Source organism: Agrobacterium sp. RAC06 (assembly GCF_001713475.1).
In the GTDB taxonomy this organism is placed as follows: Bacteria; Pseudomonadota; Alphaproteobacteria; order Rhizobiales; family Rhizobiaceae; genus Allorhizobium.
The window spans coordinates 3041117-3063119 of the sequence record NZ_CP016499.1 but is presented as its reverse complement, the minus strand read 5'-3'; the positions used below and the strand labels follow the sequence as shown (position 1 = coordinate 3063119).

Genomic DNA, 22003 nt, shown 5'->3' with positions numbered 1-22003 from the left:
GCCGTGACGATGCAGAGGTTTTACGAAATCGGATTGCGCAGCAACTTCTCCTTCCTCGACGGCGCATCCCATGCCGAGGAACTGGTGGAGCGCGCGCTGTTTCTGGGCCTATCGGGCCTTGGCCTCGCCGATCGCAACACGGTCGCTGGTGTTGTCCGTCTGCATGCCGCGGCAAAATTGAATGGTCTCGAATTCCGCCCCGGCGCCCGCCTCGTCTTCGATGACGAAACGCCTGAACTTCTCGCCTATCCCTTGAACCGCAAGGGATGGGGAAATCTCTGTCGTTTGCTGAGCGAGGGAAATCTGCGCTCGAAAAAGGGCGTTTGCACGCTATGGGAAAAGGATCTTCTGGCATGGTGCGAGGATCTTCTGTTCATCGCCATGCCACCCCCGCTGGCAAGCCATGCCGATGTCGAAACCTTCGAAACCCGGCTCGCCTCTCTCCGCTCTCGCCTGGCGGATCGTCTGTATCTCGCCCTCGTTCCCCGTCATGATGGCGCCGACCAGAGGAACTTCGCTGAGCTTGACGGAATAGCAAGGCGGCTCGGTCTTCCCCTGATCGCCACCAACGACGCCCTTTACCACGCCCCGAGCGCAAGCCGGTTGCCGATGTGGTCGTCGCCATCCGCGAGCATGTGACGATTGCCGAAGCCGGGCTCCGGCTGCACGCGCATGCCGAACGACACCTGAAAAGCCCAGAGGAAATGGCCCGGCTGCTGAGGGCCTGGCCGGAGGCCCTGGACAACAATATCAACTTCTTTAGCCGGCTTCAGTTTTCTCTCGATGAATTGTCGCACCAGTACCCCGATGAGATCTTCGACGGAGAACCCCCGCCTCTGGCCCTCCGGCGGCTGACCTATGAAGGCGCGCGCAACCGCTATCCGGAGGGCATTCCACAAAAGGTCCTCGGTCTCCTCGACTACGAACTGAAGCTCATCGCGGAGAAGCGCTACGAACCCTACTTCCTGACCGTCTACCGGATCGTCTGCCACGCCAGGGAGGCAGGCATTCTCTGCCAGGGCCGGGGCTCGGCCGCCAATTCCGCCGTCTGTTTCTGCCTCGGCATCACGGAAGTCGACCCGCAGAAGACGACGTTGCTGTTCGACCGCTTCATCTCGACGGAACGCGACGAGCCGCCGGATATCGATGTCGATTTCGAGCATGAGAAGCGGGAGGATGTGATCCGCTTCATCTACGAAACCTATGGTCGCCAGCATGCCGCCCTGACAGCGGCAGTCATCAGCTATCGCGCCCGGTCCGCAGGCCGCGAAGTGGCAAAGGCCTTCGGCATGTCCGAGGATGTGCAGTCCGCGCTTGCCGGTTCGATCTGGGGCTGGTGGACCAGCGATTTCACCGAGGAGCAGGCAAAGGCTGCCGGCCTCGACCTCAAGGATGCCACGACCCGGCGCGTGCTTGATTACGCTCAGGCCTTGCAGGGCTTTCCCCGCCATCTCTCCCAGCATGTCGGCGGCTTCGTCATCACCCGCGACCGCCTCGACGAGGTCGTTCCGATCATGAACACGGCCGATGGCCGCTTCATGGTCGAATGGGACAAGGACGATCTCGACACGTTGAAGATCCTGAAGATCGACGTTCTCGCACTCGGCATGCTCACCTGCCTCGCCAAGGCCTTCAAGCTGCTGGCCATTCACTATGATCGTCACGAGACGCTGGCCTCGGTCAATCAGGACCAATGTCCGGAGGTCTATGACATGATCTGCCGCGCCGACACGATCGGCGTCTTCCAGATCGAAAGCCGCGCCCAGATGAGCATGCTGCCGCGGCTGAAGCCGCGCAAGTTCTATGATCTGGTCATCGAGGTGGCGATCGTCCGGCCAGGCCCTATCCAGGGCAACATGGTCCATCCTTACCTGAAGCGGCGCGAAGACCTGCTGGCCGGCCGGCCGATCGACTATCCGAGCGATGAACTGCGCACCGTGCTGGAGCGCACGCTGGGTGTGCCCCTTTTCCAGGAACAGGCGATGCAGATCGCCATTACCGCTGCCGGCTTCACCCCGGGAGAAGCCGACAAGCTGCGCCGTGCCATGGCTACCTTTCGCCGCACCGGCCAGGTCTCCAGCTTCCAGAAACGCATGATCGAGGGAATGGTGACCAATGGCTACGACCCTGAGTTCGCCGCCCGCTGCTTCAGCCAGATCGAAGGCTTCGGCGAATACGGCTTCCCCGAAAGCCATGCCGCCTCCTTCGCCCTGCTCGTCTATGTCTCCTGCTGGTTCAAGGCCTTCTATCCGGATGTCTTCTGTGCCGCGATCCTGAATTCCCAGCCCATGGGCTTTTACGCCCCCGCTCAGCTCGTGCGCGATGCCCGTGATCACGGCGTCGATATCCGCCCGGTCGACATCAACCACTCGACCTGGGACTGCCTGCTAGAAGGGGAAGAGGCGGACGATTTCGATCCCGCCCGCATCGCCAGCCGTCATCGGTCCATGGCCGGCGTCATCAGGTCGAATAAGGCAGTTCGCATCGGATTTCGCCAGATCAAGGGCATACCGAAGGAGGCCATGGATATCCTCGTTGCAAGACGGGGTGCCGGTTATGATTCCGTTCGCGACTTATGGCTACGCACGCGACTTGCCCGCCCCGTCATCGAGAAACTCGCCGATGCCGACTGCTTTTCCTCTCTTGGCTTGTCGCGTCGCGAGGCACTCTGGGCGGCTCAGGCCCTGGATGGAGAGGCGGCCGTCGAAGTCCTGCCGCTCTTCGAGGCAGCCCCACAGGAAAATCTGCAGCACGAGGCCGAAATGATCCTCCCCCGCATGTTGCCGGGCGAAGAGGTCTTGAGTGATTACCGCAGCCTGACCTTCTCCCTGAAGGCACATCCCGTTTCATTCCTCCGCCATGCCATGCAGCGGGCCGGCCTCAAATCGGCAACCGATCTCGAAGGTCTTCCCCATGGCGCCAAGGTTGAGATTGCAGGCCTAGTCCTTGTCCGCCAACGGCCGGGTTCGGCAAAGGGTGTCATCTTCATGACGCTGGAGGACGAGACGGGCACAGCCAATGTCATTGTCTGGCCGAAGGTGTTCGAACGTTACCGGCCGATCGTCATGGGCGCGCGGCTGGTCGCCCTGCGCGGACGCCTGCAGAAGGCGCATGGCGTCATCCATGTGGTCGCAGACCATCTGGTCGACGCAAGCTCCAGGCTCGGTCTGCTGCTCGAAGAGCTCAAGACCTTCGACACGCTCGCCCATGCGGATGAAGTTCGTCGCCCGGGCGTCGATCAGCGACAGGCGAAACGGGAAAAGGTCCCGCGTCTCCCTCCGCCGGCCGCCCCTCCGCCCGGCCATCCTCGCCGCAGCGCCATGGCGGACCTGATGCCGAAAGGACGCAACTTCCATTGACGGTACGACACCTCGAGGAGCGATCACATCTGATGCCCTATCCGCGATTTTTCTTGACAAAGGCCATCTGGTTTACGACAAAGGCGACAGTGAATGTCATGTTTGACGAGTGCCCCGTCCATGCTGGTCTGCAGCTGCAATTACATCACCGACAAAGACATCAAGTCAGTCATCAACGAGATGCTGGATGAAGACTGTTGGCAGTTGATTGTTCCGGGCAAGGTTTACCACGCCATGAACAAGCGCGGCCGCTGCTGCGGCTGTTTTCCGAATGTCGTCGACCTGATCATTCGCACCACCGAAGAATATCACGCCCTTCGTCAGACCGAAGAAACCAAGGTCATCAACTTCATGGAACGCCTCAAGCAGTTCCACGAGGAGCAGAAGGCAGCGCTGGCCGAACGGCGCCAGGCAACACTGACGGCCCGACACGCTGCCGGCTGAGACGCATGCATCGGCATCGGCTGCCCACCTAGGCCGCCAGAACCATTTCCCTACCCGTCACGCCCCAGTTCTCAGACACCATGCAGATGGGAATCTGCCCTGTCGATCCGGTCGCTGAAACCTGCGCGTCACCACCAAGAATTAGAATACTTCTAAAAAAGGCTCGACAGGCGACAGCGCTGGCGCTAGAGTTGCGTCATTCAATTCATACAAGGGACGAACATCATGAAGGGTGATCCGAAGGTCATTGAACGGCTCAACGAAGCGCTGTTCCTCGAGCTCGGTGCGGTCAATCAGTACTGGCTGCACTACCGCCTGCTGAACGATTGGGGCTACACGAAGCTCGCCAAGAAGGAGCGGGCCGAGTCGATCGAGGAAATGCAGCACGCCGACAAGATCATCGATCGGATCATCTTCCTCGAAGGTCACCCCAACCTCCAGACGGTTGCACCGCTGCGCATCGGCCAGAATGTCAAGGAAGTGCTCGAAGCTGACCTCGCCGGCGAATACGACGCCCGCACCTCCTACAAGGCCTCGCGCGACATCTGTTATCAGGCAGGCGACTATGTCTCGATGAAGATCTTCGAACAGCTGTTGATCGACGAGGAAGGCCATATCGATTTCCTCGAGACCCAACTCGAGCTTCTCTCCAAGATCGGCGAAGAAAAATACGGCCAGCTCAACGCGGATTCCGCAGACGCTGCCGAGTAAACCGCCACCTACTCTTCCAGAAAGCCCCGCTTGCGGGGCTTTTTTCGTTTGTGCGAATTTACACTACCGCGGCTCTCAGCGTCTCCGCGCAGCCGCGAACTCAGCGATCCCGGCGGGCCATGAAGGCGAGGCGCTCGAACAGATGCACATCCTGCTCGTTCTTCAGAAGCGCGCCATGCAGCTTCGGCAAGGCATTCTTCGCCTCACCGCGCAGATCGGCTGGGTCGACGTCCTCGGCGACGAGCAACCGGATCCAGTCGAGCGCCTCCGAGGTAGACGGCTTCTTCTTCAGCCCAGGGGTCTCGCGGATCTCGTAAAACTGGGTCAGCGCGTTGCGCAGCAACGTCTTCTTGATCCCGGGATAGTGAACCTCGACGATCCGCTCCAGCGTCTCTGCATCGGGGAAGCGGATGTAGTGGAAGAAGCAGCGCCGCAGGAAGGCGTCCGGCAGTTCCTTCTCGTTGTTCGAGGTGATGATGACGATCGGTCGGATCTTTGCGCTGACCGTCTCCCCGGTCTCGTAGACGTGGAACTCCATCCGGTCGAGTTCCTGCAGCAGATCGTTGGGAAACTCGATATCCGCCTTGTCGATCTCGTCGATCAACAGCACGCATTTTGTGTCCGTGGCAAAAGCCTGCCAGAGCTTGCCCTTCCGGATATAGTTCTTCACGTCATTGACGCGCTCATCGCCGAGCTGGCTGTCACGCAGGCGCGAGACGGCATCATACTCATAGAGCCCCTGCTGCGCCTTGGTGGTCGATTTGACGTTCCACTCCAGGATATCGAGCCCGAGCGCCGCAGCCACCTGTCGGGCAAGCTCGGTCTTGCCGGTTCCCGGTTCTCCCTTGACGAGCAAAGGCCGCTCCAGCCGGATCGCGGCATTGACCGCAATCATCAGATCCTTGTCTGCCACATAGTCTGCGGTACCCTGAAACTGCATCGTATCTGAGCCTCGTTCATCTTCGGCGGCAAAGTAATGACGCATCTGACCGGGTGCAAGCACAGGTGCGGCTTTAGCCCGTTTACCAGAAATAGCTTGTATTTTCCCGGCAATCTGACAGGCTGTATTCCATGAACGCTGATGCGTGTCCGTCTGCAAGTGCCCCATCCGCAAGGACGGAATTTCGGGCTCCGGACATCACCGACCTTCTCCTCGACCCCATATTCGCAGTCTGGACCAATTGGTCCGGCCGCAATGCCTCGTATAACGGCAGGCTCCTTTAGACCGGCGGGACGTTTTGTCCGACCCGCAAGTCACAAGGATGTCTGTCCCGACCGCAGCCTCCCAGCTGCAGGAGATCCCCATGACCAGACACCTGTATTCCATCGGCGACACAGTGACGCTGAAAGATGGCCCCGTCCGCCTCGCCCGCAGCAATGGCTCCTGCAAGGTGCTCGCGACCCTTCCCGAGACCGGGGGAAGCCGCCAGTACCGCGTCCGCTTCGAGAGCGAGAGCTTTGATCGCTGCATCGCAGAAACGGATATTGATCCCAGCCGCAGCAAGGCATCCGCCCGGACGACGGCTCCTGCAAACACCCCGAAAAAGGAAAGCACATCATGGCTAAAGGCCAACAGCGTTCGAACCGCGAAGTAAGAAAGCCGAAGCAGGACAAGTCCAAGCCGGCGGCGACCCCGGTTTCGACCTTCACCACGCAGATCAAGAGTGCAGAGGCCGCTTCTCCCAAGAAGCGCTGAAATCGCTCGACCCGGACCGTGCCTGAAACGGCTGGTCCGGGGAGCCGTTCGACAAGCAGCCAAGCGCAGTCTGCGACGCATTCGCCTTTCCCTTTTTGGCGAAGATGCGCTAAGGGCTGGCGCATGACCTCGACCTCTTTCACCCTTCTTCTCGGCGGAAGCCTCGCCGTTACCGACCGCCTGCGGGCGCTGACCGAAGGAAGCCGCGTGATCGCGGCCGATGGCGGCATGCGCCATGCAGTGAACCTCGGCGTCACTCCAGAGCTCTGGGTCGGAGACTTCGACAGCAGCGACAGCGAATTGATCGCCCGTTTTCCGACCGTGGAACGCCGCAGCTATCCGGCGGCAAAGGCCGTCACTGACGGGGAGATCGCAGTCGCGGAAGCGATCGCGCGGGGCGCCAGCCGGCTGATCTTCGTCGGCGCACTCGGCGGCGAACGGTCCGATCACGCGCTGCAACACTATCTGAACGCCCTCGGCCTGGTCGAAGACGGTTACGAGGTGGTCCTGACCTCTGGCGAGGAAGAGGCCTATCCCTTCGCCGAGGACAGCGAACTGGCTCTCGAAATGCCCAAAGGCGCGCTTTTCTCGGTGCTCGGCTTCACCACGCTCGAAGGACTGACGATCCGCAACGCACGCTATCCTTTGCAGGACTTCAGTTTGCCCTTCGGCTCATCGCGCACGATATCCAACATCGCCGAAGGACCGATCTCGGTCTCACTGTCCCGCGGCCGGGCGATCCTGCTTGCCCGCCCCTACGATCTTTCCGGAGCCTGAAGCCTTGGCGCCTCCCATTCTGAAACTTGACGATATCCAACTCTCCTTCGGCGGAACGCCTTTGCTTGCCGGTGCCGGCCTGCAGGTGGAGCCTGGCGACCGCATCTGCCTCGTCGGCCGCAACGGTTCTGGCAAATCAACGCTGATGAAGATTGCCGCCGGCCTCGTCGAAGCACAGTCCGGCGAAGTTTTCCGCCATCCGTCCTCGACCATCCGCTACCTGGAGCAGGCGCCTGATTTTGCGGGTTATGCAACGGTCCAGGCCTATGCCGAGGCGGGATTGGGACCGGGCGACGATCCCTATCGCGTCACCTACCTGCTCGAACATCTCGGCCTGACCGGCCAGGAAGATCCGACCCGTCTCTCTGGTGGGGAAGCCCGCCGCGCAGCCCTTGCCCGCGTGCTCGCGCCCGAGCCAGACATCCTGATGCTCGACGAGCCGACCAACCATCTCGACCTGCCGACCATCGAATGGCTGGAAGGCGAATTGTCGAAGAGCCGCAGCGCGCTTGTCCTGATTTCACACGACCGTCGTTTCCTCGAAAAGATCTCGACCGCCACCGTCTGGCTCGATCGCGGCCAGTCGCGAAGGCTCAATCGCGGCTTTGCCCATTTCGAGGAATGGCGTGACCAGGTACTCGAAGAGGAAGAGATCGAACAGCACAAGCTGGGTCGCCAGATCGAGCGCGAAGAACACTGGCTACGCTACGGCGTCACCGCACGCCGCAAGCGCAATATGCGCCGCCTTGGCAATCTGCAAGCTCTGCGCGCCAACTACCGCGGACACAAGGGTCCACAGGGCACGATTCAGGCATCGGCGACGGAAGGCAAGGAAAGCGGCAAGCTGGTCATCGAGGCCGATAAGATCATCAAGACCTATGGCGATCGGGCAATCGTTGCGCCCTTCTCGATCCGTGTCCATCGCGGCGATTGCATCGGTCTGATCGGCCCGAACGGCGCGGGCAAGACGACGCTTCTGAAGATGCTGACGGGCCAGCTGGAACCGGACGAAGGCCTGGTGAAGCTCGGCACCAATCTGGAGATAGCCGTTCTCGACCAGAAGCGCGAGGATCTCAATCCCGACGATACGCTCGCCCACTACCTGACCGACGGCCGGGGTGACAACCTTCTGGTCAATGGTGAGCAGAAGCATGTGACCGGCTACATGAAGGACTTTTTGTTCCAGCCGGAACAGGCTCGCACCCCGATCCGCAACCTCTCGGGCGGCGAACGCGCACGCCTGATGCTAGCGCGGATCATGGCAAAGCCCTCGAACCTCCTGATCCTCGACGAACCGACCAACGATCTCGACATCGAGACACTCGACCTGCTTCAGGAAATTGTCGCCGGCTATACCGGTACGGTCATCCTCGTCAGCCATGACCGTGACTTCCTCGACCGCACCGTGACCTCGACCATCGCACCGGCCAACCCCGACGCGCCCGACGGTCGCTGGATCGAATATGCAGGCGGCTATTCCGACATGCTCGCCCAGCGCAAGGGCGTCGAGGACGAACGCAAACGCGTTGAAAAGGCCGAAAAAGCCAAGGCGCAGGAAGCCTCGGGCGGCAAGTCCGCCGATGGCGGATCGAAGGGCAAGGGCAAGCTTTCCTTCAAGCAGAAATTCGCGCTCGAAAATCTGCCGAAGGAAATGGAAAAGGCCGAGAAGGAGATCACCGCGCGCGAAGCCAGGATGGCCGATCCCAACCTCTTCACCAAGGACCCGGCGACGTTCAACAAGCTCGCCGCCGAAATGGAAAAGCTGCGTACCGACATCACGCGCATGGAAGAGGAATGGCTGGAGCTCGAAATGCTGCGTGAAGAACTGGAGGGCTGAGGCTCTCCGGCTTTCGGCTTCAGGCCCGCATCTCTCCTGATCTCTCCAGATGCAACGCCCGCGCACCGGTGGCAGTGGCGAAAGCCATGGAACGTCCCAGGTAGATCAGGGTCGTCCCCGCAAGTTCCGTCGACAGGATGTTCATGAGCCGGCTCTCGGTTTCCGGCTCCAAACCTTCCAGCACATCATGCAAGACCAGCCAGCGCGGCTTTCTGAGCAGGATATTGGCAAAGGACAGCGCCATCTGCTGGTCCTTGTCCAGGATTCGCTCCCACCGGGCTCGCTCGTCGAGACGGTCGGCCAACTCGGCCAGTCCCACGAGCTGAAGCACGCCCGTCATGTCTGCATCGGTGAAACGCGCCGAGGCGACGGGATAGGCGAGCAGGCTGCGCAGCCTGCCCTCCGGCAGATAACCCGATTGCGGCACGAAGATGATGTCCGACTCGGCCGGAAGGGCGATCCTACCTTTGCCGAAGGGCCAGAGCCCGGCCATGGCATGGAACAATAGCTTGCGATTGACGCCCTGATCGCCATTGATCATCACGCGGTCCCCCGCCGCGATGATCACCGCGCGCTCACGAAAACGAAACGCCGCTTCGGAGCCTTCTGCGGTGACACGGGTGCGGATTTCCAGGTCTTCCAGTCTCAGCGTGCCATCCTCGCTGCGCGTCAGCTCCACTTCACCGGCGCTGTTCTGTCTGTCGCCCATGCTGGTCAAGGCGGCGCGAAACACCGTCACCCGCATCAGCGCCGCCCGCCAGTCGGCGATGGCCCCGAAATTGTCGACATACCAGCGAAGCGCCGAATAGACTTGCGTGAAGGCCGCGGCCGCCATCATCAGACCGCCGAACGTGATGGTGCCGGCGAAATAGGCGGGCGAGGCGATCAGGATCGGCACGATGATGGCAAGCCAGCCGAAGCCTCCTGTCACCCAGGTGAGATTGGTCAAGGCCAGAGCCAGGTGACGGATCGAGATGAGGACCCCGTCGAGCGACTGATGAATGTGGCGGCGTTCGGTCTCATCGCCATGCGCAAGCGCAATCGCCTCCAGGTTTTCATTGGCACGCATCAGCGAGAAACGCAGATCGGCCTCCCGGGCATAACGTTCGGCATTCAGGTTCGAAAGGCTGCGCCCGACCACCTGGCTGAGCAGCGATGCGAGAAGCGCGTAGATAAGCGCGCCCCAGACCATGTAGCCGGGGATCTGGAAACGGGTCTCACCGATCTGAAAGGTGAAGTCGCTGGAAAGACTCCACAGCACCCCGATAAAGCTGACCAGCAGGATCGTCGCATTGAACAACCCGATAGACAGAGACGTGGTCATTTCCGCGAGTTTGCGCGCATCCTCATGCAGGCGTTGATCGGGGTTGACCCCGAGCGGGCTCGACACGGAGAGCCGATAGGCCCGCGCACCATTCAACCACTGGTCGACGACATCGCGCGACAAGCCCTCGCGCATGGAAAGCGCGGTCATCTGGTTAAGCCAGGCCTGCACGACATTGAGCACCAGCAGGGCGCCCGCAATCATCGCGAAGTGGCGCAGTTCAAGAAGAAAGGCCGGCAGGTCACGCCGTTCCAATGCGTTGTAGAAGGGCGCGTTCCACTGGTTGAGAAGCACGGTGCCATAGGCGGTCGCCAGGATCACCACCACGAGCGCAAAGGCGAAGGCCAAGATGCGGTTGCGGACGGATGATCGCCAGAAGCTGTCGACGGCCATTCCGAGCTGCCGCCGGAGGCTGCCTTCGACCTCGGCGACAAACCTGTCCATTCCGAGCCCTTCATTCGACTGCGACTTCGCCATACGCATCACGCCATCATGATAAATGCCTTCCCCTTATCACGTGGCTATTGACGGTTTCCTGACAGTGAACGGCGGGACCCATCGCACGCCACACCTTGCACCCTGCACCCTTGCGCTCAACTCGCCTGCGCGCTATCTCAGGCTTGCTCTAACGGGGTGCCTTGCGATCTCACGCGATCGGGAAGGCTGAGAGGCGTCATGCCAACCCGCGGAACCTGATCCGGTTAACACCGGCGGAGGGATTAGACGCGACGACATCAGGCGCCCTATCCCGACAGCAATGACACCAAGGAGGAGGGCGCGATGCGACCCAGTACTGTTTCCATGCTCATCGGCAGCGTCTCCGCTGCGATCCTCGGCTTTGTCTCCCCGGCGCTGGCCGCCGGCAAGACGCTGACCGTCTACACCTATGAGAGCTTCGTCTCCGAATGGGGTCCCGGCCCAAAGGTCAAGGAAGCCTTCGAACAGACCTGCGACTGCACCGTCAACTTCGTCGGCGTAGCCGATGGCGTGGCGCTGCTGACCCGTCTCAAGCTCGAAGGCGAGACCTCGAAGGCCGATGTCGTGCTCGGTCTCGACACCAATCTCGTCGAGGAAGCCAAGCAGACCGGCCTCTTCGAAGCCCATGGCGTTGATGCCGCCAATGTTCAGGTGCCCGGCGGTTTCAGCGACGATGTCTTCCTGCCCTATGACTACGGCCATTTCGCCGTGATCTACGACACCGAGGTCATCAAGACCCCGCCGACGAGCCTGAAGGATCTCATCGAGGGCGATCCGGCCCAAAAGATCGTCATCCAGGATCCGCGCACCTCGACGCCGGGTCTCGGCCTGCTGCTCTGGGTCAAGTCGGTCTATGGTGACCAGGCACCGGAAGCCTGGGCAAAGCTCAAGGATCGTGTCCTGACCGTCACGCCAGGCTGGTCGGAAGCCTATGGCCTGTTCACCAAGGGCGAGGCACCGATGGTCCTCTCCTACACCACCTCGCCGGCCTATCACATGGTCGCCGAAGAGACCGACCGCTATCAGGCGGCCGAGTTCTCCGAAGGGCATTATATCCAGATCGAGGTCGCAGGCCTTCTGAAGACGGCGCCGGAAAAGGAACTCGCCCGCCAGTTCCTCGCCTTCATGCTGCAGCCCGGCTTCCAGGACACCATCCCCACCAACAACTGGATGATGCCGGTCGCTGCCACATCAGAGCCCCTGCCGGACGCCTTCGGCAAGCTCGTCCAGCCGAAGACCACCTTCCTGATGGACCCGGCCGAAGTTGCGGCCAACCGTCAGGCCTGGATCGACGAGTGGCTGAAGGCCATGACGCTGAAGTAAGACCGGATGCTCCGACCGCTTCACCAGTCGAAACGTCAGAGGCTGCCCGCACTCGCGGGCGGCCTTTTGGTTTTGCTGGCAGTGGCGGCTTTCGTCGGCATCGCCCTGACCGCACTGCTCGCCGGGAGAATGACCGTCGGCATTCTGCAGGCCTTCGGCGATCCCGTCGTCCGTTCGGTGCTGTCATTCACCCTCTGGCAGGCCTTCCTGTCGACGCTCCTCTCCGTCGGGCTTGCCTTGCCTGTCGTCAGCGCGCTTGCTCGACAGCCGGCTTTCCCCGGACGAATCTGGCTGATCCGTCTGATGGCGGTTCCCATGGGACTTCCCGTTCTGATCGGCGCACTGGGTCTGATCGGTATTTTCGGCCGCAACGGCATCGTCAACGATGCCTTGGGAGGCCTCGGTCTCTCGCAGCCCATCTCGGTCTACGGCCTGACCGGAATTCTGATTGCCCATGTCTTTTTCAACCTGCCGCTTGCCACACGACTGATGCTGTCTGCCCTGGAGCGCGTGCCGGCCGAATACTGGCGGATGTCGGCAAGCCTCGGCCTCTCGCCGATCGCCACCTTCCGCTTCATCGAGTGGCCTGCCCTGGCGCGCGTCATCCCGGGGGCCGCGGGGCTGATCTTCATGCTCTGCGTGACGAGCTTCACGCTGGTGCTGATCTTCGGCGGGGGGCCTGCTGCAACGACAATCGAGGTCGCCATCTACCAGGCTCTGCGCTTCGACTTCAATCCGGAGCGCGCCGTATCGCTGGCACTGCTGCAGATCACGGTCACCGGCGTGATCCTCATCGGCCTCAGCCTGCTGCCCGCAGCCTCCGACACCGGTGTCACAAGCGGGCGCCGTTTCCCTCGTTTCGATGGCCGACGTCCGCTCGTCCGTTTGATCGACGCGCTGCTGCTCTCGCTGGCCGGCCTCTTTCTCATCCTGCCGCTTGGCCAGGTCGTCGTCTCGGGACTACAGGCAGACCTCGCTCGGCTGATATCGCAATCGACGTTCCAGCAGGCGGCCCTGACAAGCCTGCTCGTAGCGCTCGTGTCAGGCGTTACGGCGACACTGCTTGCCTTTGGCGCGGTCGCAGCAAGGACTGAAATCGACACGCAGCGAAACCGGAATGTCGGCAATCGCCTCATGTCGATCGCGCTTGCCTCGCTCTCATCGCTGGTTCTGCTTGTGCCGACGAGCGTGCTTGCCACCGGCTGGTTTCTCGCGCTCCGATCGAGCGGTGAGATCGCAAACTTCGCGCCCTTGGTCGTCGCCGGCATCAATGCCCTGATGGCCCTGCCGTTTGCCGTGCGCGTGCTGGAGCCGGCCTATCGCGAGCACCGTGCGCGCACGGGTCGTCTCGCTGAAAGCCTCGGCCTGTCCGTCGCTCAGCGTCTGCGCCGCGTCGACTGGCCGGAGCTGAAACGACCATTTCTGACCGCGCTCGCCTTTTCCATGGCACTTTCCTTGGGAGATCTCGGAGCAGTCGCCCTGTTCGGCTCGGAAAACATCATGACACTACCCGCCCTCATCTATGCGTCCATGGGAAGCTACCGCAGCACGGATGCTGATGGACTTGCTCTGTTGCTCGGAATGGTGTGTCTCCTCCTCGCGCTCCTCGGAGCGCCTGGAACGCGTCAGGCAAGTGAACGGGAGGCCCCCGATGCGCGATGAGACTTCGACGGCAATCCGCCTCGATGCGGTGCGACTTACACTCGGCCAAAGCGAGTTTCACTTCGATTTCGGTCTCGATGCCGGCAAGATCACGTGTATTGTCGGCCCATCCGGATCCGGCAAGTCGACCCTGCTCAACCTCGTCTCCGGCTTCGAGCAACCTGAGACCGGCCGGATCAAAATAGCTGATCGAGATGTAACGGATCTGGCGCCGGCGGAGAGGCCGGTCTCGCTGGTCTTCCAGGACAACAACCTCTTTGCCCATCTCGACCTGTTCACCAATATCGGCCTCGGCATCCATCCTGGCATGCGTTTGACCTCCGCTGACCGCAAGGCGATCTCCGCCGCTTTGGATCGCGTGGGCCTCGCGGGCTACGAGCGGCGGCTGCCGGGTTCTCTCTCGGGCGGAGAGCGGCAGCGGGCAGCCTTTGCCCGGGCGCTAGTCCGCAGCCTCCCGATCCTGCTCCTCGACGAGCCCTTCGCCGCATTGGATCCTGGTCTGCGAAGCGCAATGGTTGACCTTCTCGCCGAACTCCATGCTGAAACATCGGCCACCGTCCTGCTCGTCACCCACGATCCGCGTGACGTCATACGTTTGGCGGACCATGTCGTTTTCCTCGAAAACGGCCATGTCGTGGTGAATGCATCGAAGAGCGATTTTCTCGCGAGAACAGATGTCACAGCCGTGCGCGACTTCCTCGGCACGACGGCAATTGCACCCCAATCGCCTTAATTTCGTCGCCCGCGCCTGCCATGCGCGTTGGGAATAGTTGTTCCTGCAGCAAGACCATTGGTCATTTGCCTCGGCGTGACTATCTTCTGGAGCGAGTGGTGTTTTCGCACTATGTGAAATGCTGCCGGATCAGCAGAATGCGGATATCGGCTGAAGGCAATTGGATGCTGCACCCGGATGTTGCCAGGTTGGCGATCGTTCGGGAACAGGGTGAAGGGGCAGGATGCAGTTTTTGAGCCGGAACAGCGCGATAGCTGCAGAGACGAATCTGCGGCGCCGGCCTTTCAGGTTTGCGTCGAGTGTCGCCGTGATCGTCTCGGCGGGCCTCGTCCTATCCTCCTGCCAGTCGCTGTTCGAGCAGGCCTACGAGCCGTCCGTTGCGCCTTCCAGCAATCCACAGATCGTCGACGAAGTGCAGAAAGGCGATCCGCGCGCCCAGATGGGTGCCCGTGAACACCCGCGCATCGTCGCATCCTATGGCGGCGAATACTCCGACGCCAAGACAGAACGCCTCGTCGCCCGCATCGCCGGTGCCCTGACGGCGGTTTCGGAAAACCCGAACCAGTCCTATCGCATCACCATCCTGAACTCGCCGGCGATCAACGCCTTTGCGCTGCCGGGCGGCTATCTCTACGTGACACGCGGCCTCCTGGCGCTCGCTAATGACGCCTCGGAAGTGGCAGCCGTTCTCAGCCATGAAATGGCGCATGTGACCGCGAACCACGGCATCGAACGCCAGCGTCGCGAAGAGGCGGAAGTGATTGCGAGCCGCGTCGTCGCCGAGGTTCTGTCGAGCGATCTCGCCGGCAAGCAGGCGCTGGCCCGCGGCAAGCTGCGCCTTGCCGCCTTCTCGCGCCAGCAGGAGCTGCAGGCCGACGTCATCGGCGTGCGCACGCTGGGTGAAGCCGGCTATGATCCCTATGCCGCCGCCCGTTTCCTCGATTCCATGGCCCGCTACAGCCAGTTCAGCTCGGTCGATCCCGATGCCGACCAGAGCCTGGACTTCCTCTCGAGCCATCCGAACGCGCCGCAGCGTGTCGAACTGGCAAAACGCCATGCACGTGCCTTTGGTCCGGAAGGCAGCCATGGCGAAACCGGCCGCGACTATTACCTGAACGGCATTGACGGCCTGCTCTATGGCGACAGCCCCCAGGAAGGCTTCGTCCGTGGCCAGACCTTCCTGCATGGGCAACTCGGAATTCGCTTTGACGTGCCCCAGGGCTTCCAGATCGACAACAAGGTCGAGGCCGTCCTCGCCACCGGACCTGGCGATGTGGCCATCCGTTTTGACGGCGTGGCCGACAGTCAGAAGATCAGCCTGCCGAACTATATCTCAAGCGGCTGGGTAACCGGTCTCCTGCCGGATACGATCCGCACCATAACCGTCAACGGGTTGGAAGCGGCAACCGCCCGCGCCTCCGCCGATCGCTGGGATTTCGATATCACCGTCATCCGGATCGGGCCGCAGATCTTCCGCTTCCTGACGGCAGTGCCCAAGGGCAGCCCGGCTCTGGAAACAACGGCAGCCCAGCTGCGCGCCTCCTTCCGCCGGATCACGCCGCAGGAAGCAGCCTCACTGAAGCCGCTCCGCGTCCGAGTGGTAACGGTCGGTTCCAACGACTCGGTCGGGACCTTGTCGGCACGTATGATGGGCACCGACCGCAAGCTCGAACTCTTCCGGCTGATCAACGCGCTCGGCCCGACCTCGACGGTCACCCCAGGCATGCGCGTCAAGATCATCTCGGAGTGACAAGGTCGCGCCCTGGCCCTCCCAGACGAATCCACGGGAAGACTGCGGATATCTGAAGGCGGCGAATGCCATATGCTCCGTTGGTGAAAGCCTGCGTGCGGGAACAAGCTCGCCTGTCAGTTTAACGGCTCTCGGAATTGACAACATGAATGTCATTATGACATTGTAATTGTCATGAGAAAATCTGAACAGCTTTATCGCCTCATCTGGTTGTCGCGTCCGCTCATGCAGGCCGCGGAGGCGCGTGTCGAGAGAGGGTTGGACGGCACCGGGCTGACCGTTCGCATGCGGGCAGTACTTGAGATCCTTCACGCCCATGGGAGCGCCAGCGTACCCGAACTCGCGATAAAGCTTGAGATCAAACGACAGTATGTCCAGCTGATGGTCAACGAAACGCTTGCGGCAGGCCTCACAGTCGGCCGCACCAACCCGCGTCACAAGCGATCCACGATGATTGCGCTTACCCCCAAGGGCCAGAGCCTGATCGAAGACGTCGTGATGCGTGAAAAACGGCTGGTGGAACAGCTCGGCGCCGAGATTGATGCGAGTGATATCGAGACGGCACTTCAGGTGGTGAGGATTCTACTTGAGAAGCTGAAGACCGACGGGGAGGAGCAAGCGAAGTGATAGGCCAGATCCTTACCATAGCCGCCCTTTCCGGGCTTGTTTGGCTTGCGAACGGCGTCAGACAGATCGGTGCCGTCAGTCGCGGCGAGCCCATTGGCAGCCGTCCCGGGACGGCCCTGCTCCTGATCGATCTGCAGTCCGTGTTCTGGGACGAAGGTCCCTATGAGGACGCAGCAAAGGCGGATGCGATGTCAGCCATCCTCGCCGAAGTGGCGAAGGCGAAGGCCGAAAATCTGCCGATCATCGCGGTGCGTCAGGAGTGGTCCATCCCTTCGACAAAGATCATCGCGCGACTGACGATGAGAGGCCAAGCAATTGAGGGAACGCCCGGAACCCAGATCGCGAAGCCCTTTGAAGGGCTTGCCGAACACGTCCTTGTCAAGAGAGTTCAGGACGCATTCGAGACGGGCGAGCTGGACGAGCTTCTGGAAAGGCTCGACGTGGGTAAGCTTCGAATTGTCGGGCTGGATTTCCGATATTGTGTCGCAAAGACCGCCCTTGCCGCCCGTCAGAGGGGGTATGCAGTCGAAGTCGCCACCCGGGCGACCTTGTGCGTCAATCAAACTGCTGGTGATGAAACCCGCGGCATACTCTCTTCAAACGCTGTCATTCTGAGATAGGGCGCGCCCAGCGCCTCTTCCTTGATAAGGCCCGTCAGGCATTGAAGTTTGCATGAAAACGCCGGCATCTCCGCCGGCTTTTTCATTGTGATCTGTGATTGCCGCTCACATTGCCATTTCAAGGCGAGCTGCACTCGGGGCCTTATCCGTGAGGGCGACTTTCAGTTTTTCCAAGGCCCGCGTTTCGATCTGGCGGACACGTTCCTTGGAAATCCCGAGCTCGGCGCCGAGTTCTTCCAGCGTTGCGCCATCTTCCGTGAGGCGCCGCGCCTTGATGATCCGGCTTTCACGCTCGTTGAGGCGGTTCATTGCATCCTTCAGCCAGCCATTCCAGCGTTCGCCATCGATGATGGACGTCACCTGCTCGTCCGGCAGCGCCTCATTGCTCTCCAGCATCTCAAGCTGTTCGGTACCTTCGCCATTGCGACCGGCCACTGGGGTCTGCAGCGAGGCGTCGTTGCCGGAGAGGCGTGCATCCATTGACTGAACGTCGGCGAGGCTGACGCCGAGCGCCGAAGCGATTTCCTGGTGTATCGCCTGGTCGGAGAGGCGATTGTCGCCCTGAGCGAGCTTGGCGCGCAGGCGACGCAGGTTGAAGAACAGCGCTTTCTGACTGGAGCTGGTGCCACCGCGGACGATCGACCAGTTGCGCAGGATATAGTCCTGCATCGAGGCCCGGATCCACCAGCCGGCATAGGTCGAGAAGCGCACTTCGCGACCAGGGTCGAAGCGGGCAGCCGCTTCGAGAAGGCCGATATAGCCTTCCTGGATCAGATCGTTAAGCGGCAGACCGAAACCACGGAACTTGGAAGCCATGGCAATGACCAGACGCATATGCGCCTGGGCGATGCGGTTTCGCGCTCCCTGATCGTCATTTTCCTTCCAGCGGATCGCGAGGTCGAGCTCTTCCTCGCGCTCCAGATAGGGCTGTGACATGGCATACTTTATGATGTGTCTGTCAGCGGATGTGGCTTTCATCGAACATCTCCATGGTCTCTCGGGACCGCTGGCCTCTCGCAGGCCTATTTGCCGGCATTGTTTGCTGAACGGTTCAGTCTCGGTCAGGTTCCAACAATGTCGAACAGGGCGGTGGTTGCATCACTCTCATCTGCTTGTCTGACCACTACTACGGGCCGCGTACGACATCGGATTTCCGCATTGGGTGCGACCTTCTGTCGAACAGGGATGATCACGGTGAAGTGAGAGAAAGAGGGCCGAGCTGGGCGCGGCGACAGGGAAACGCAAAACGGCGCGGGTCGCCCCGCGCCGTCAGATCAGAACTCAGAAGTTAGTTCAGGCGGAAAGCGCCTTGAACTCCTCAAGGATCGCATCACCCATCTCAACAGTGCCGACCTGGCGGCAACCGTCGGCCATGATGTCGCCGGTGCGGATGCCCTTGTCCAGCACATTGGCAATTGCCTTCTCAAGGCGATCGGCTTCCGTGACCATGTTGAAGGAGTAGCGCAGGCACATGGCAAACGAGGCGATCATCGCGATCGGGTTGGCGATGCCCTTGCCGGCGATGTCCGGTGCCGAGCCGTGAACGGGCTCGTAAAGCGCCTTGCGCTTGCCGGTCTTGGCGTCCGGAGCGCCGAGCGAAGCGGACGGCAGCATGCCCAGCGAACCGGTCAGCATGGCGGCCACGTCGGAAAGCATGTCGCCGAACAGGTTGTCGGTGACGATGACGTCGAACTGCTTCGGCGCACGCACAAGCTGCATGCCGCCAGCATCGGCCAGCATGTGGTCGAGCTTGACGTCGGAGAACTTCTCCTTGTGCGTCGCCGTCACGACCTGGTTCCACAACACGCCCGACTTCATGACGTTGCGCTTTTCCATCGAGCAGACGCGGTTGTTGCGGGTGCGAGCCAGTTCGAAGGCGACGGCGGAGATACGTTCGATTTCATAGGTGTCGTAGACCTGCGTATCGACGGCGCGCTTCTGGCCGTTACCGAGATCGGTAATGGTCTTCGGCTCGCCGAAATAGACGCCACCGGTCAGTTCGCGAACGATCAGGATGTCGAGACCCTCGACCAGCTCCGGCTTCAGCGACGAGGCATTGGCGAGCGCCGGATAGCAGATCGCCGGACGCAGATTGGCGAACAGCTCGAGATCCTTGCGCAGGCGCAAGAGGCCGGCTTCCGGGCGCACGTCATAGGGCACATCATCCCACTTCGGACCGCCGACGGCACCGAAGAGAACGGCGTCGGCGGCAAGCGCCTTGGACATGTCTTCTTCCGAGATCGCTGCTCCATGCGCGTCGTAGGCGCAACCGCCGACAAGACCTTCGTCGGTGACGAAGCCGGCGCCCTGCGCCTCGTTCATATAGGCGATGATCTTTCGAACTTCGGCCATGGCCTCGGGGCCGATGCCGTCGCCGGGGAGAAGAAGAAGATTGCGAGCCGTCATGGAAACCCTCCACTCGAAAAAGAAGTCGCGGTGTCTTACGCGCGGGTCAGGGTCATTTCAAGCGAGATAGGGCGGAAACGGTACGGTTCCGGCCATTCCAAGCAGGGGCTTCCCGGTTGACCCAGCTGTTTCCGAGGTCCAAAAGATCTGCATCCCTCCAGCATCCCCGAGTGCCCCATGCCGCTTTCTCCCCTTCATATCGAAACGCCACTCCTCCGCACGGCCGCCGACTACAGCGCGAGCGGCTTGCCTCTCTGGCTGAAGCTCGATGCCTTGCAACCTTCCGGCAGCTTCAAGCTGCGTGGGGTGGGACTGCTCTGCCAGCACGAGGTCGCCAAGGGGGCGAAGGAAATCTTCTGCGCCTCTGGCGGTAATGCAGGCATTGCGGCGGCCGTTGCCGGCAAGGCGCTCGGGGTGCCGGTGACGATCGTCGTGCCGGAAACCACGTCCGCCGAGGTTCGCACGCGAATTGCCGCGACAGGTGCCAAGGTCATGGTCCACGGGTCCGTCTTCGACGAGGCGAATGCCCATGCGGTGGCACTCGCGGCGGAACGCAAGGCCGCCTACGTCCATCCTTATGATCATCCGCTGCTGTGGGAAGGCCACGCGACCCTGATCGACGAGGTGGTCAAATCAGGTGCGGAATTCGATTGCGTGGTGACGAGCGTCGGCGGTGGCGGACTGCTCGCAGGCATCGTCGAAGGGCTGCGGCGCAACGGGCTGCGCGACATCCCCGTCATTGCGGTCGAGACGGAAGGTGCCGCTTCCCTGAACGCTGCCGTTCTCGCCGGGGAACGTGTTACGCTGCCGACCATTACCTCGATTGCCAATTCGCTCGGCGCGCGCCAGGTCGCACAACATGTCTTCGATCTTCTGGAAACCCATCCGATCGAAAGCGTTGTTGTGACCGACGCCGAGGCCGTTGCGGCCTGCCTGAAATTTGCCGATGCCCAGCGGATCCTCGTCGAACCTGCCTGTGGCGCAGCGCTCGCCGTGGCTGACGTTCATGTCGATCTGCTGGCGCGTTACAAGGCACCGCTGATCGAGGTCTGCGGCGGGATCGGCGTATCGCTCGCAGCGCTTGAAGCCTGGCGGGCCCGTTTCCTCTAAGGCCAAAGAAAAAGCCGGGCGCGAGCCCGGCTTCATCAATTCAGCGCTTGAGCGACGCTCACGCCCAGGGGCGTTGGGCGGCGTTGGACTGCTCGAAGGTCGAGATGCTCGTTGCCTTCTCAAGTGTCAGGCCGATATCGTCGAGGCCATTCAGCAGGCAGTGGCGCTTGAAGGCGTCGATCTCGAAGGCGATCTTGCCGCCATCCGGACCGGTGATCTCCTGAGATTCCAGGTCGACGGTCAGCACGGCGTTGGAACCGCGCGAGGCATCATCCATCAGCTTGTCGAGGTCTGACTGGCTGACGACGATCGGCAGGATGCCGTTCTTGAAACAGTTGTTGTAGAAGATGTCGGCAAACGACGTGGAGATCACGCAACGGATGCCGAAGTCGAGAAGCGCCCACGGGGCATGCTCACGCGAGGAACCGCAACCGAAGTTATCGCCGGCAACGAGGATCTGCGCATTGCGATAGGCCGGCTTGTTGAGAACGAAATCCGCGTTCTCCGAACCGTCTTCCTTGTAGCGCGCTTCGGCGAACAGGCCGGTGCCGAGACCGGTGCGCTTGATGGTCTTCAGGTAATCCTTGGGGATGATCATGTCCGTGTCGACATTGACGACCGGAAGCGGTGCAGCGACACCGGTGAGCTTTACGAACTTGTCCATCAGTCTGCCTTCGATCTGGCTAATGCGCGTTTGATGCCTCGCCCATAGAGCAAAACCGCAGAAATTTGAAGGAGAATCTTGAGGAGGCTCTATCGCCGTTTTCCAAGCGATAGCCACATCTCACCCGATGGACAGGTGAGATGATGGAGCGACCTTCGGCCAGATCAAAGATCGATGATCGTACCCTTGCCGTCGTTCCAGACGCGCACGTCATCGCGACGCTTGGCTTTCACATAGGCCGGAGCGCGCTTCGTCTTGCCCATCAGCATGCGGGCGCCGAGCGTCACGGTCAGGAGTGCGCCAATCACCAGAGTGAGCGACACCGCAAAGGCGGCGGCAAGGCCGACAAAAGCGAGGCCAACAAGGGCATAGGCGGCGGAGCGGATGTTCTGCATGATCTTGTCCTTTCGCAGTTACCAAGGTGGTCCTTATCCCAAGGCTTTGCAAGGGCCTTTCACCCAATTGTCATCTTGCGTGGGCGGG

The 22003-nt window shown here is 61.3% G+C and carries 19 protein-coding genes, 1 pseudogene and 1 riboswitch; of the genes and pseudogenes, 14 read left to right on the top strand and 6 right to left on the bottom strand.

What is annotated here, in order from left to right:
• The first annotated feature begins 9 nt into the window (after positions 1-9).
• The 3 genes and pseudogenes from BSY240_RS14735 (at position 10) to bfr (ending at position 4514) form a co-directional block, all read left to right on the top strand.
• Positions 10-3359 (top strand): annotated as a pseudogene (locus tag BSY240_RS14735) (error-prone DNA polymerase).
• 120 nt (positions 3360-3479) lie between these two features.
• Positions 3480-3803: a (2Fe-2S)-binding protein gene (locus BSY240_RS14730; RefSeq protein ID WP_054150236.1), complete on the top strand. Its 324-nt coding sequence runs from the start codon at positions 3480-3482 to the stop codon at positions 3801-3803.
• Positions 3804-4028: 225 nt separating this feature from the next.
• Positions 4029-4514, top strand: coding sequence for a bacterioferritin (gene bfr / locus BSY240_RS14725; protein ID WP_054150235.1), 486 nt, complete (start codon positions 4029-4031; stop codon positions 4512-4514).
• Positions 4515-4614: 100 nt separating this feature from the next.
• Here bfr and BSY240_RS14720 read toward each other — a convergent pair whose 3' ends face one another.
• Positions 4615-5454: an AAA family ATPase gene (locus BSY240_RS14720; RefSeq protein ID WP_069042795.1), complete on the bottom strand. Its 840-nt coding sequence runs from the start codon at positions 5452-5454 to the stop codon at positions 4615-4617.
• A 364-nt stretch (positions 5455-5818) separates the two neighbouring features.
• Between BSY240_RS14720 and BSY240_RS14715 the strand changes: the two genes are divergently transcribed.
• The 4 genes from BSY240_RS14715 to BSY240_RS14705 all read left to right on the top strand — a co-directional run bounded on the left by BSY240_RS14715 (position 5819) and on the right by BSY240_RS14705 (position 8824).
• Positions 5819-6109, top strand: a complete 291-nt coding sequence (locus BSY240_RS14715; RefSeq protein ID WP_054150233.1) for a hypothetical protein — start codon at positions 5819-5821, stop codon at positions 6107-6109.
• Positions 6073-6210, top strand: a complete 138-nt coding sequence (locus BSY240_RS24180) for a hypothetical protein (RefSeq protein WP_171901578.1) — start codon at positions 6073-6075, stop codon at positions 6208-6210. Before BSY240_RS14715 ends, BSY240_RS24180 begins: the two co-directional genes overlap by 37 nt.
• 123 nt (positions 6211-6333) lie before the next feature.
• Positions 6334-6987, top strand: coding sequence for a thiamine diphosphokinase (locus tag BSY240_RS14710; protein WP_069042794.1), 654 nt, complete (start codon positions 6334-6336; stop codon positions 6985-6987).
• Positions 6988-6991: 4 nt separating this feature from the next.
• Complete coding sequence (locus BSY240_RS14705) at positions 6992-8824, top strand: ABC-F family ATP-binding cassette domain-containing protein (protein WP_069042793.1); 1833 nt, start codon at positions 6992-6994, stop codon at positions 8822-8824.
• Positions 8825-8843: 19 nt separating this feature from the next.
• Here the strand turns inward: BSY240_RS14705 and BSY240_RS14700 are convergent, their stop codons facing one another.
• A complete protein-coding gene (locus BSY240_RS14700; RefSeq protein ID WP_236759259.1) occupies positions 8844-10592 on the bottom strand; it encodes an ABC transporter ATP-binding protein/permease in 1749 nt (582 codons plus the stop codon).
• A 175-nt stretch (positions 10593-10767) separates the two neighbouring features.
• Positions 10768-10884: riboswitch (TPP riboswitch) on the top strand.
• 65 nt (positions 10885-10949) lie between these two features.
• Here BSY240_RS14700 and thiB point away from each other — a divergent pair.
• The 6 genes from thiB to BSY240_RS14670 all read left to right on the top strand — a co-directional run bounded on the left by thiB (position 10950) and on the right by BSY240_RS14670 (position 17340).
• A complete protein-coding gene (gene thiB / locus BSY240_RS14695; protein ID WP_150127549.1) occupies positions 10950-11948 on the top strand; it encodes a thiamine ABC transporter substrate binding subunit in 999 nt (332 codons plus the stop codon).
• Positions 11949-11954: 6 nt separating this feature from the next.
• Positions 11955-13610: a thiamine/thiamine pyrophosphate ABC transporter permease ThiP gene (locus tag BSY240_RS14690; RefSeq protein WP_069042792.1), complete on the top strand. Its 1656-nt coding sequence runs from the start codon at positions 11955-11957 to the stop codon at positions 13608-13610.
• Entirely contained in the window at positions 13600-14343 is a 744-nt protein-coding gene (gene thiQ, locus BSY240_RS14685) for a thiamine ABC transporter ATP-binding protein (RefSeq protein WP_069042791.1), read from the top strand. Before BSY240_RS14690 ends, thiQ begins: the two co-directional genes overlap by 11 nt.
• 223 nt (positions 14344-14566) lie before the next feature.
• The gene (locus tag BSY240_RS14680) at positions 14567-16093 is read left to right on the top strand and encodes a M48 family metalloprotease (protein WP_069042790.1); all 1527 of its coding nucleotides are present in this window, start codon (positions 14567-14569) and stop codon (positions 16091-16093) included.
• 174 nt (positions 16094-16267) lie between these two features.
• Positions 16268-16720, top strand: coding sequence for a MarR family winged helix-turn-helix transcriptional regulator (locus tag BSY240_RS14675; RefSeq protein ID WP_069042789.1), 453 nt, complete (start codon positions 16268-16270; stop codon positions 16718-16720).
• Positions 16717-17340 (top strand): cysteine hydrolase family protein, encoded by a 624-nt coding sequence (locus tag BSY240_RS14670; RefSeq protein ID WP_054151351.1) that lies wholly within the window; start codon positions 16717-16719, stop codon positions 17338-17340. The genes BSY240_RS14675 and BSY240_RS14670 overlap by 4 nt, the downstream gene beginning before the upstream one ends.
• A gap of 105 nt (positions 17341-17445) precedes the next feature.
• Here BSY240_RS14670 and BSY240_RS14665 read toward each other — a convergent pair whose 3' ends face one another.
• Entirely contained in the window at positions 17446-18318 is an 873-nt protein-coding gene (locus BSY240_RS14665) for an RNA polymerase factor sigma-32 (protein WP_054151352.1), read from the bottom strand.
• A gap of 315 nt (positions 18319-18633) precedes the next feature.
• Positions 18634-19746, bottom strand: coding sequence for a 3-isopropylmalate dehydrogenase (gene leuB / locus BSY240_RS14660; RefSeq protein WP_069042788.1), 1113 nt, complete (start codon positions 19744-19746; stop codon positions 18634-18636).
• Positions 19747-19923: 177 nt separating this feature from the next.
• Here leuB and BSY240_RS14655 point away from each other — a divergent pair, with 177 nt between their 5' ends.
• Complete coding sequence (locus BSY240_RS14655) at positions 19924-20856, top strand: pyridoxal-phosphate dependent enzyme (protein WP_069042787.1); 933 nt, start codon at positions 19924-19926, stop codon at positions 20854-20856.
• A gap of 58 nt (positions 20857-20914) precedes the next feature.
• On the opposite strand, the gene leuD is transcribed toward BSY240_RS14655, so the two are convergent.
• Both leuD and BSY240_RS14645 read right to left on the bottom strand, forming a co-directional pair.
• On the bottom strand, positions 20915-21520 hold the full coding sequence (leuD, locus tag BSY240_RS14650) for a 3-isopropylmalate dehydratase small subunit (protein ID WP_069042786.1): 606 nt from the start codon (positions 21518-21520) through the stop codon (positions 20915-20917).
• A gap of 164 nt (positions 21521-21684) precedes the next feature.
• Positions 21685-21915: a hypothetical protein gene (locus BSY240_RS14645; RefSeq protein WP_054151356.1), complete on the bottom strand. Its 231-nt coding sequence runs from the start codon at positions 21913-21915 to the stop codon at positions 21685-21687.
• Between the last annotated feature and the right edge of the window lie 88 nt (positions 21916-22003).

What these genes read in the sequence shown, in the direction of transcription:
- BSY240_RS14700 (WP_236759259.1), bottom strand. Translation starts at nt 10,592, where the DNA reads ATGGACAGGTTTGTCGCCGAGGTCGAAGGCAGCCTCCGGCGGCAGCTC.
- BSY240_RS14645 (WP_054151356.1), bottom strand. Translation starts at nt 21,915, where the DNA reads ATGCAGAACATCCGCTCCGCCGCCTATGCCCTTGTTGGCCTCGCTTTT.
- BSY240_RS14655 (WP_069042787.1), top strand. Translation starts at nt 19,924, where the DNA reads ATGCCGCTTTCTCCCCTTCATATCGAAACGCCACTCCTCCGCACGGCC.
- leuD (WP_069042786.1), bottom strand. Translation starts at nt 21,520, where the DNA reads ATGGACAAGTTCGTAAAGCTCACCGGTGTCGCTGCACCGCTTCCGGTC.
- thiQ (WP_069042791.1), top strand. Translation starts at nt 13,600, where the DNA reads ATGCGCGATGAGACTTCGACGGCAATCCGCCTCGATGCGGTGCGACTT.
- bfr (WP_054150235.1), top strand. Translation starts at nt 4,029, where the DNA reads ATGAAGGGTGATCCGAAGGTCATTGAACGGCTCAACGAAGCGCTGTTC.
- BSY240_RS24180 (WP_171901578.1), top strand. Translation starts at nt 6,073, where the DNA reads ATGGCTAAAGGCCAACAGCGTTCGAACCGCGAAGTAAGAAAGCCGAAG.
- BSY240_RS14690 (WP_069042792.1), top strand. Translation starts at nt 11,955, where the DNA reads ATGCTCCGACCGCTTCACCAGTCGAAACGTCAGAGGCTGCCCGCACTC.
- BSY240_RS14680 (WP_069042790.1), top strand. Translation starts at nt 14,567, where the DNA reads ATGCAGTTTTTGAGCCGGAACAGCGCGATAGCTGCAGAGACGAATCTG.
- thiB (WP_150127549.1), top strand. Translation starts at nt 10,950, where the DNA reads ATGCTCATCGGCAGCGTCTCCGCTGCGATCCTCGGCTTTGTCTCCCCG.
- leuB (WP_069042788.1), bottom strand. Translation starts at nt 19,746, where the DNA reads ATGACGGCTCGCAATCTTCTTCTTCTCCCCGGCGACGGCATCGGCCCC.
- BSY240_RS14665 (WP_054151352.1), bottom strand. Translation starts at nt 18,318, where the DNA reads ATGAAAGCCACATCCGCTGACAGACACATCATAAAGTATGCCATGTCA.
- BSY240_RS14675 (WP_069042789.1), top strand. Translation starts at nt 16,268, where the DNA reads ATGAGAAAATCTGAACAGCTTTATCGCCTCATCTGGTTGTCGCGTCCG.
- BSY240_RS14720 (WP_069042795.1), bottom strand. Translation starts at nt 5,454, where the DNA reads ATGCAGTTTCAGGGTACCGCAGACTATGTGGCAGACAAGGATCTGATG.
- BSY240_RS14710 (WP_069042794.1), top strand. Translation starts at nt 6,334, where the DNA reads ATGACCTCGACCTCTTTCACCCTTCTTCTCGGCGGAAGCCTCGCCGTT.
- BSY240_RS14730 (WP_054150236.1), top strand. Translation starts at nt 3,480, where the DNA reads ATGCTGGTCTGCAGCTGCAATTACATCACCGACAAAGACATCAAGTCA.
- BSY240_RS14715 (WP_054150233.1), top strand. Translation starts at nt 5,819, where the DNA reads ATGACCAGACACCTGTATTCCATCGGCGACACAGTGACGCTGAAAGAT.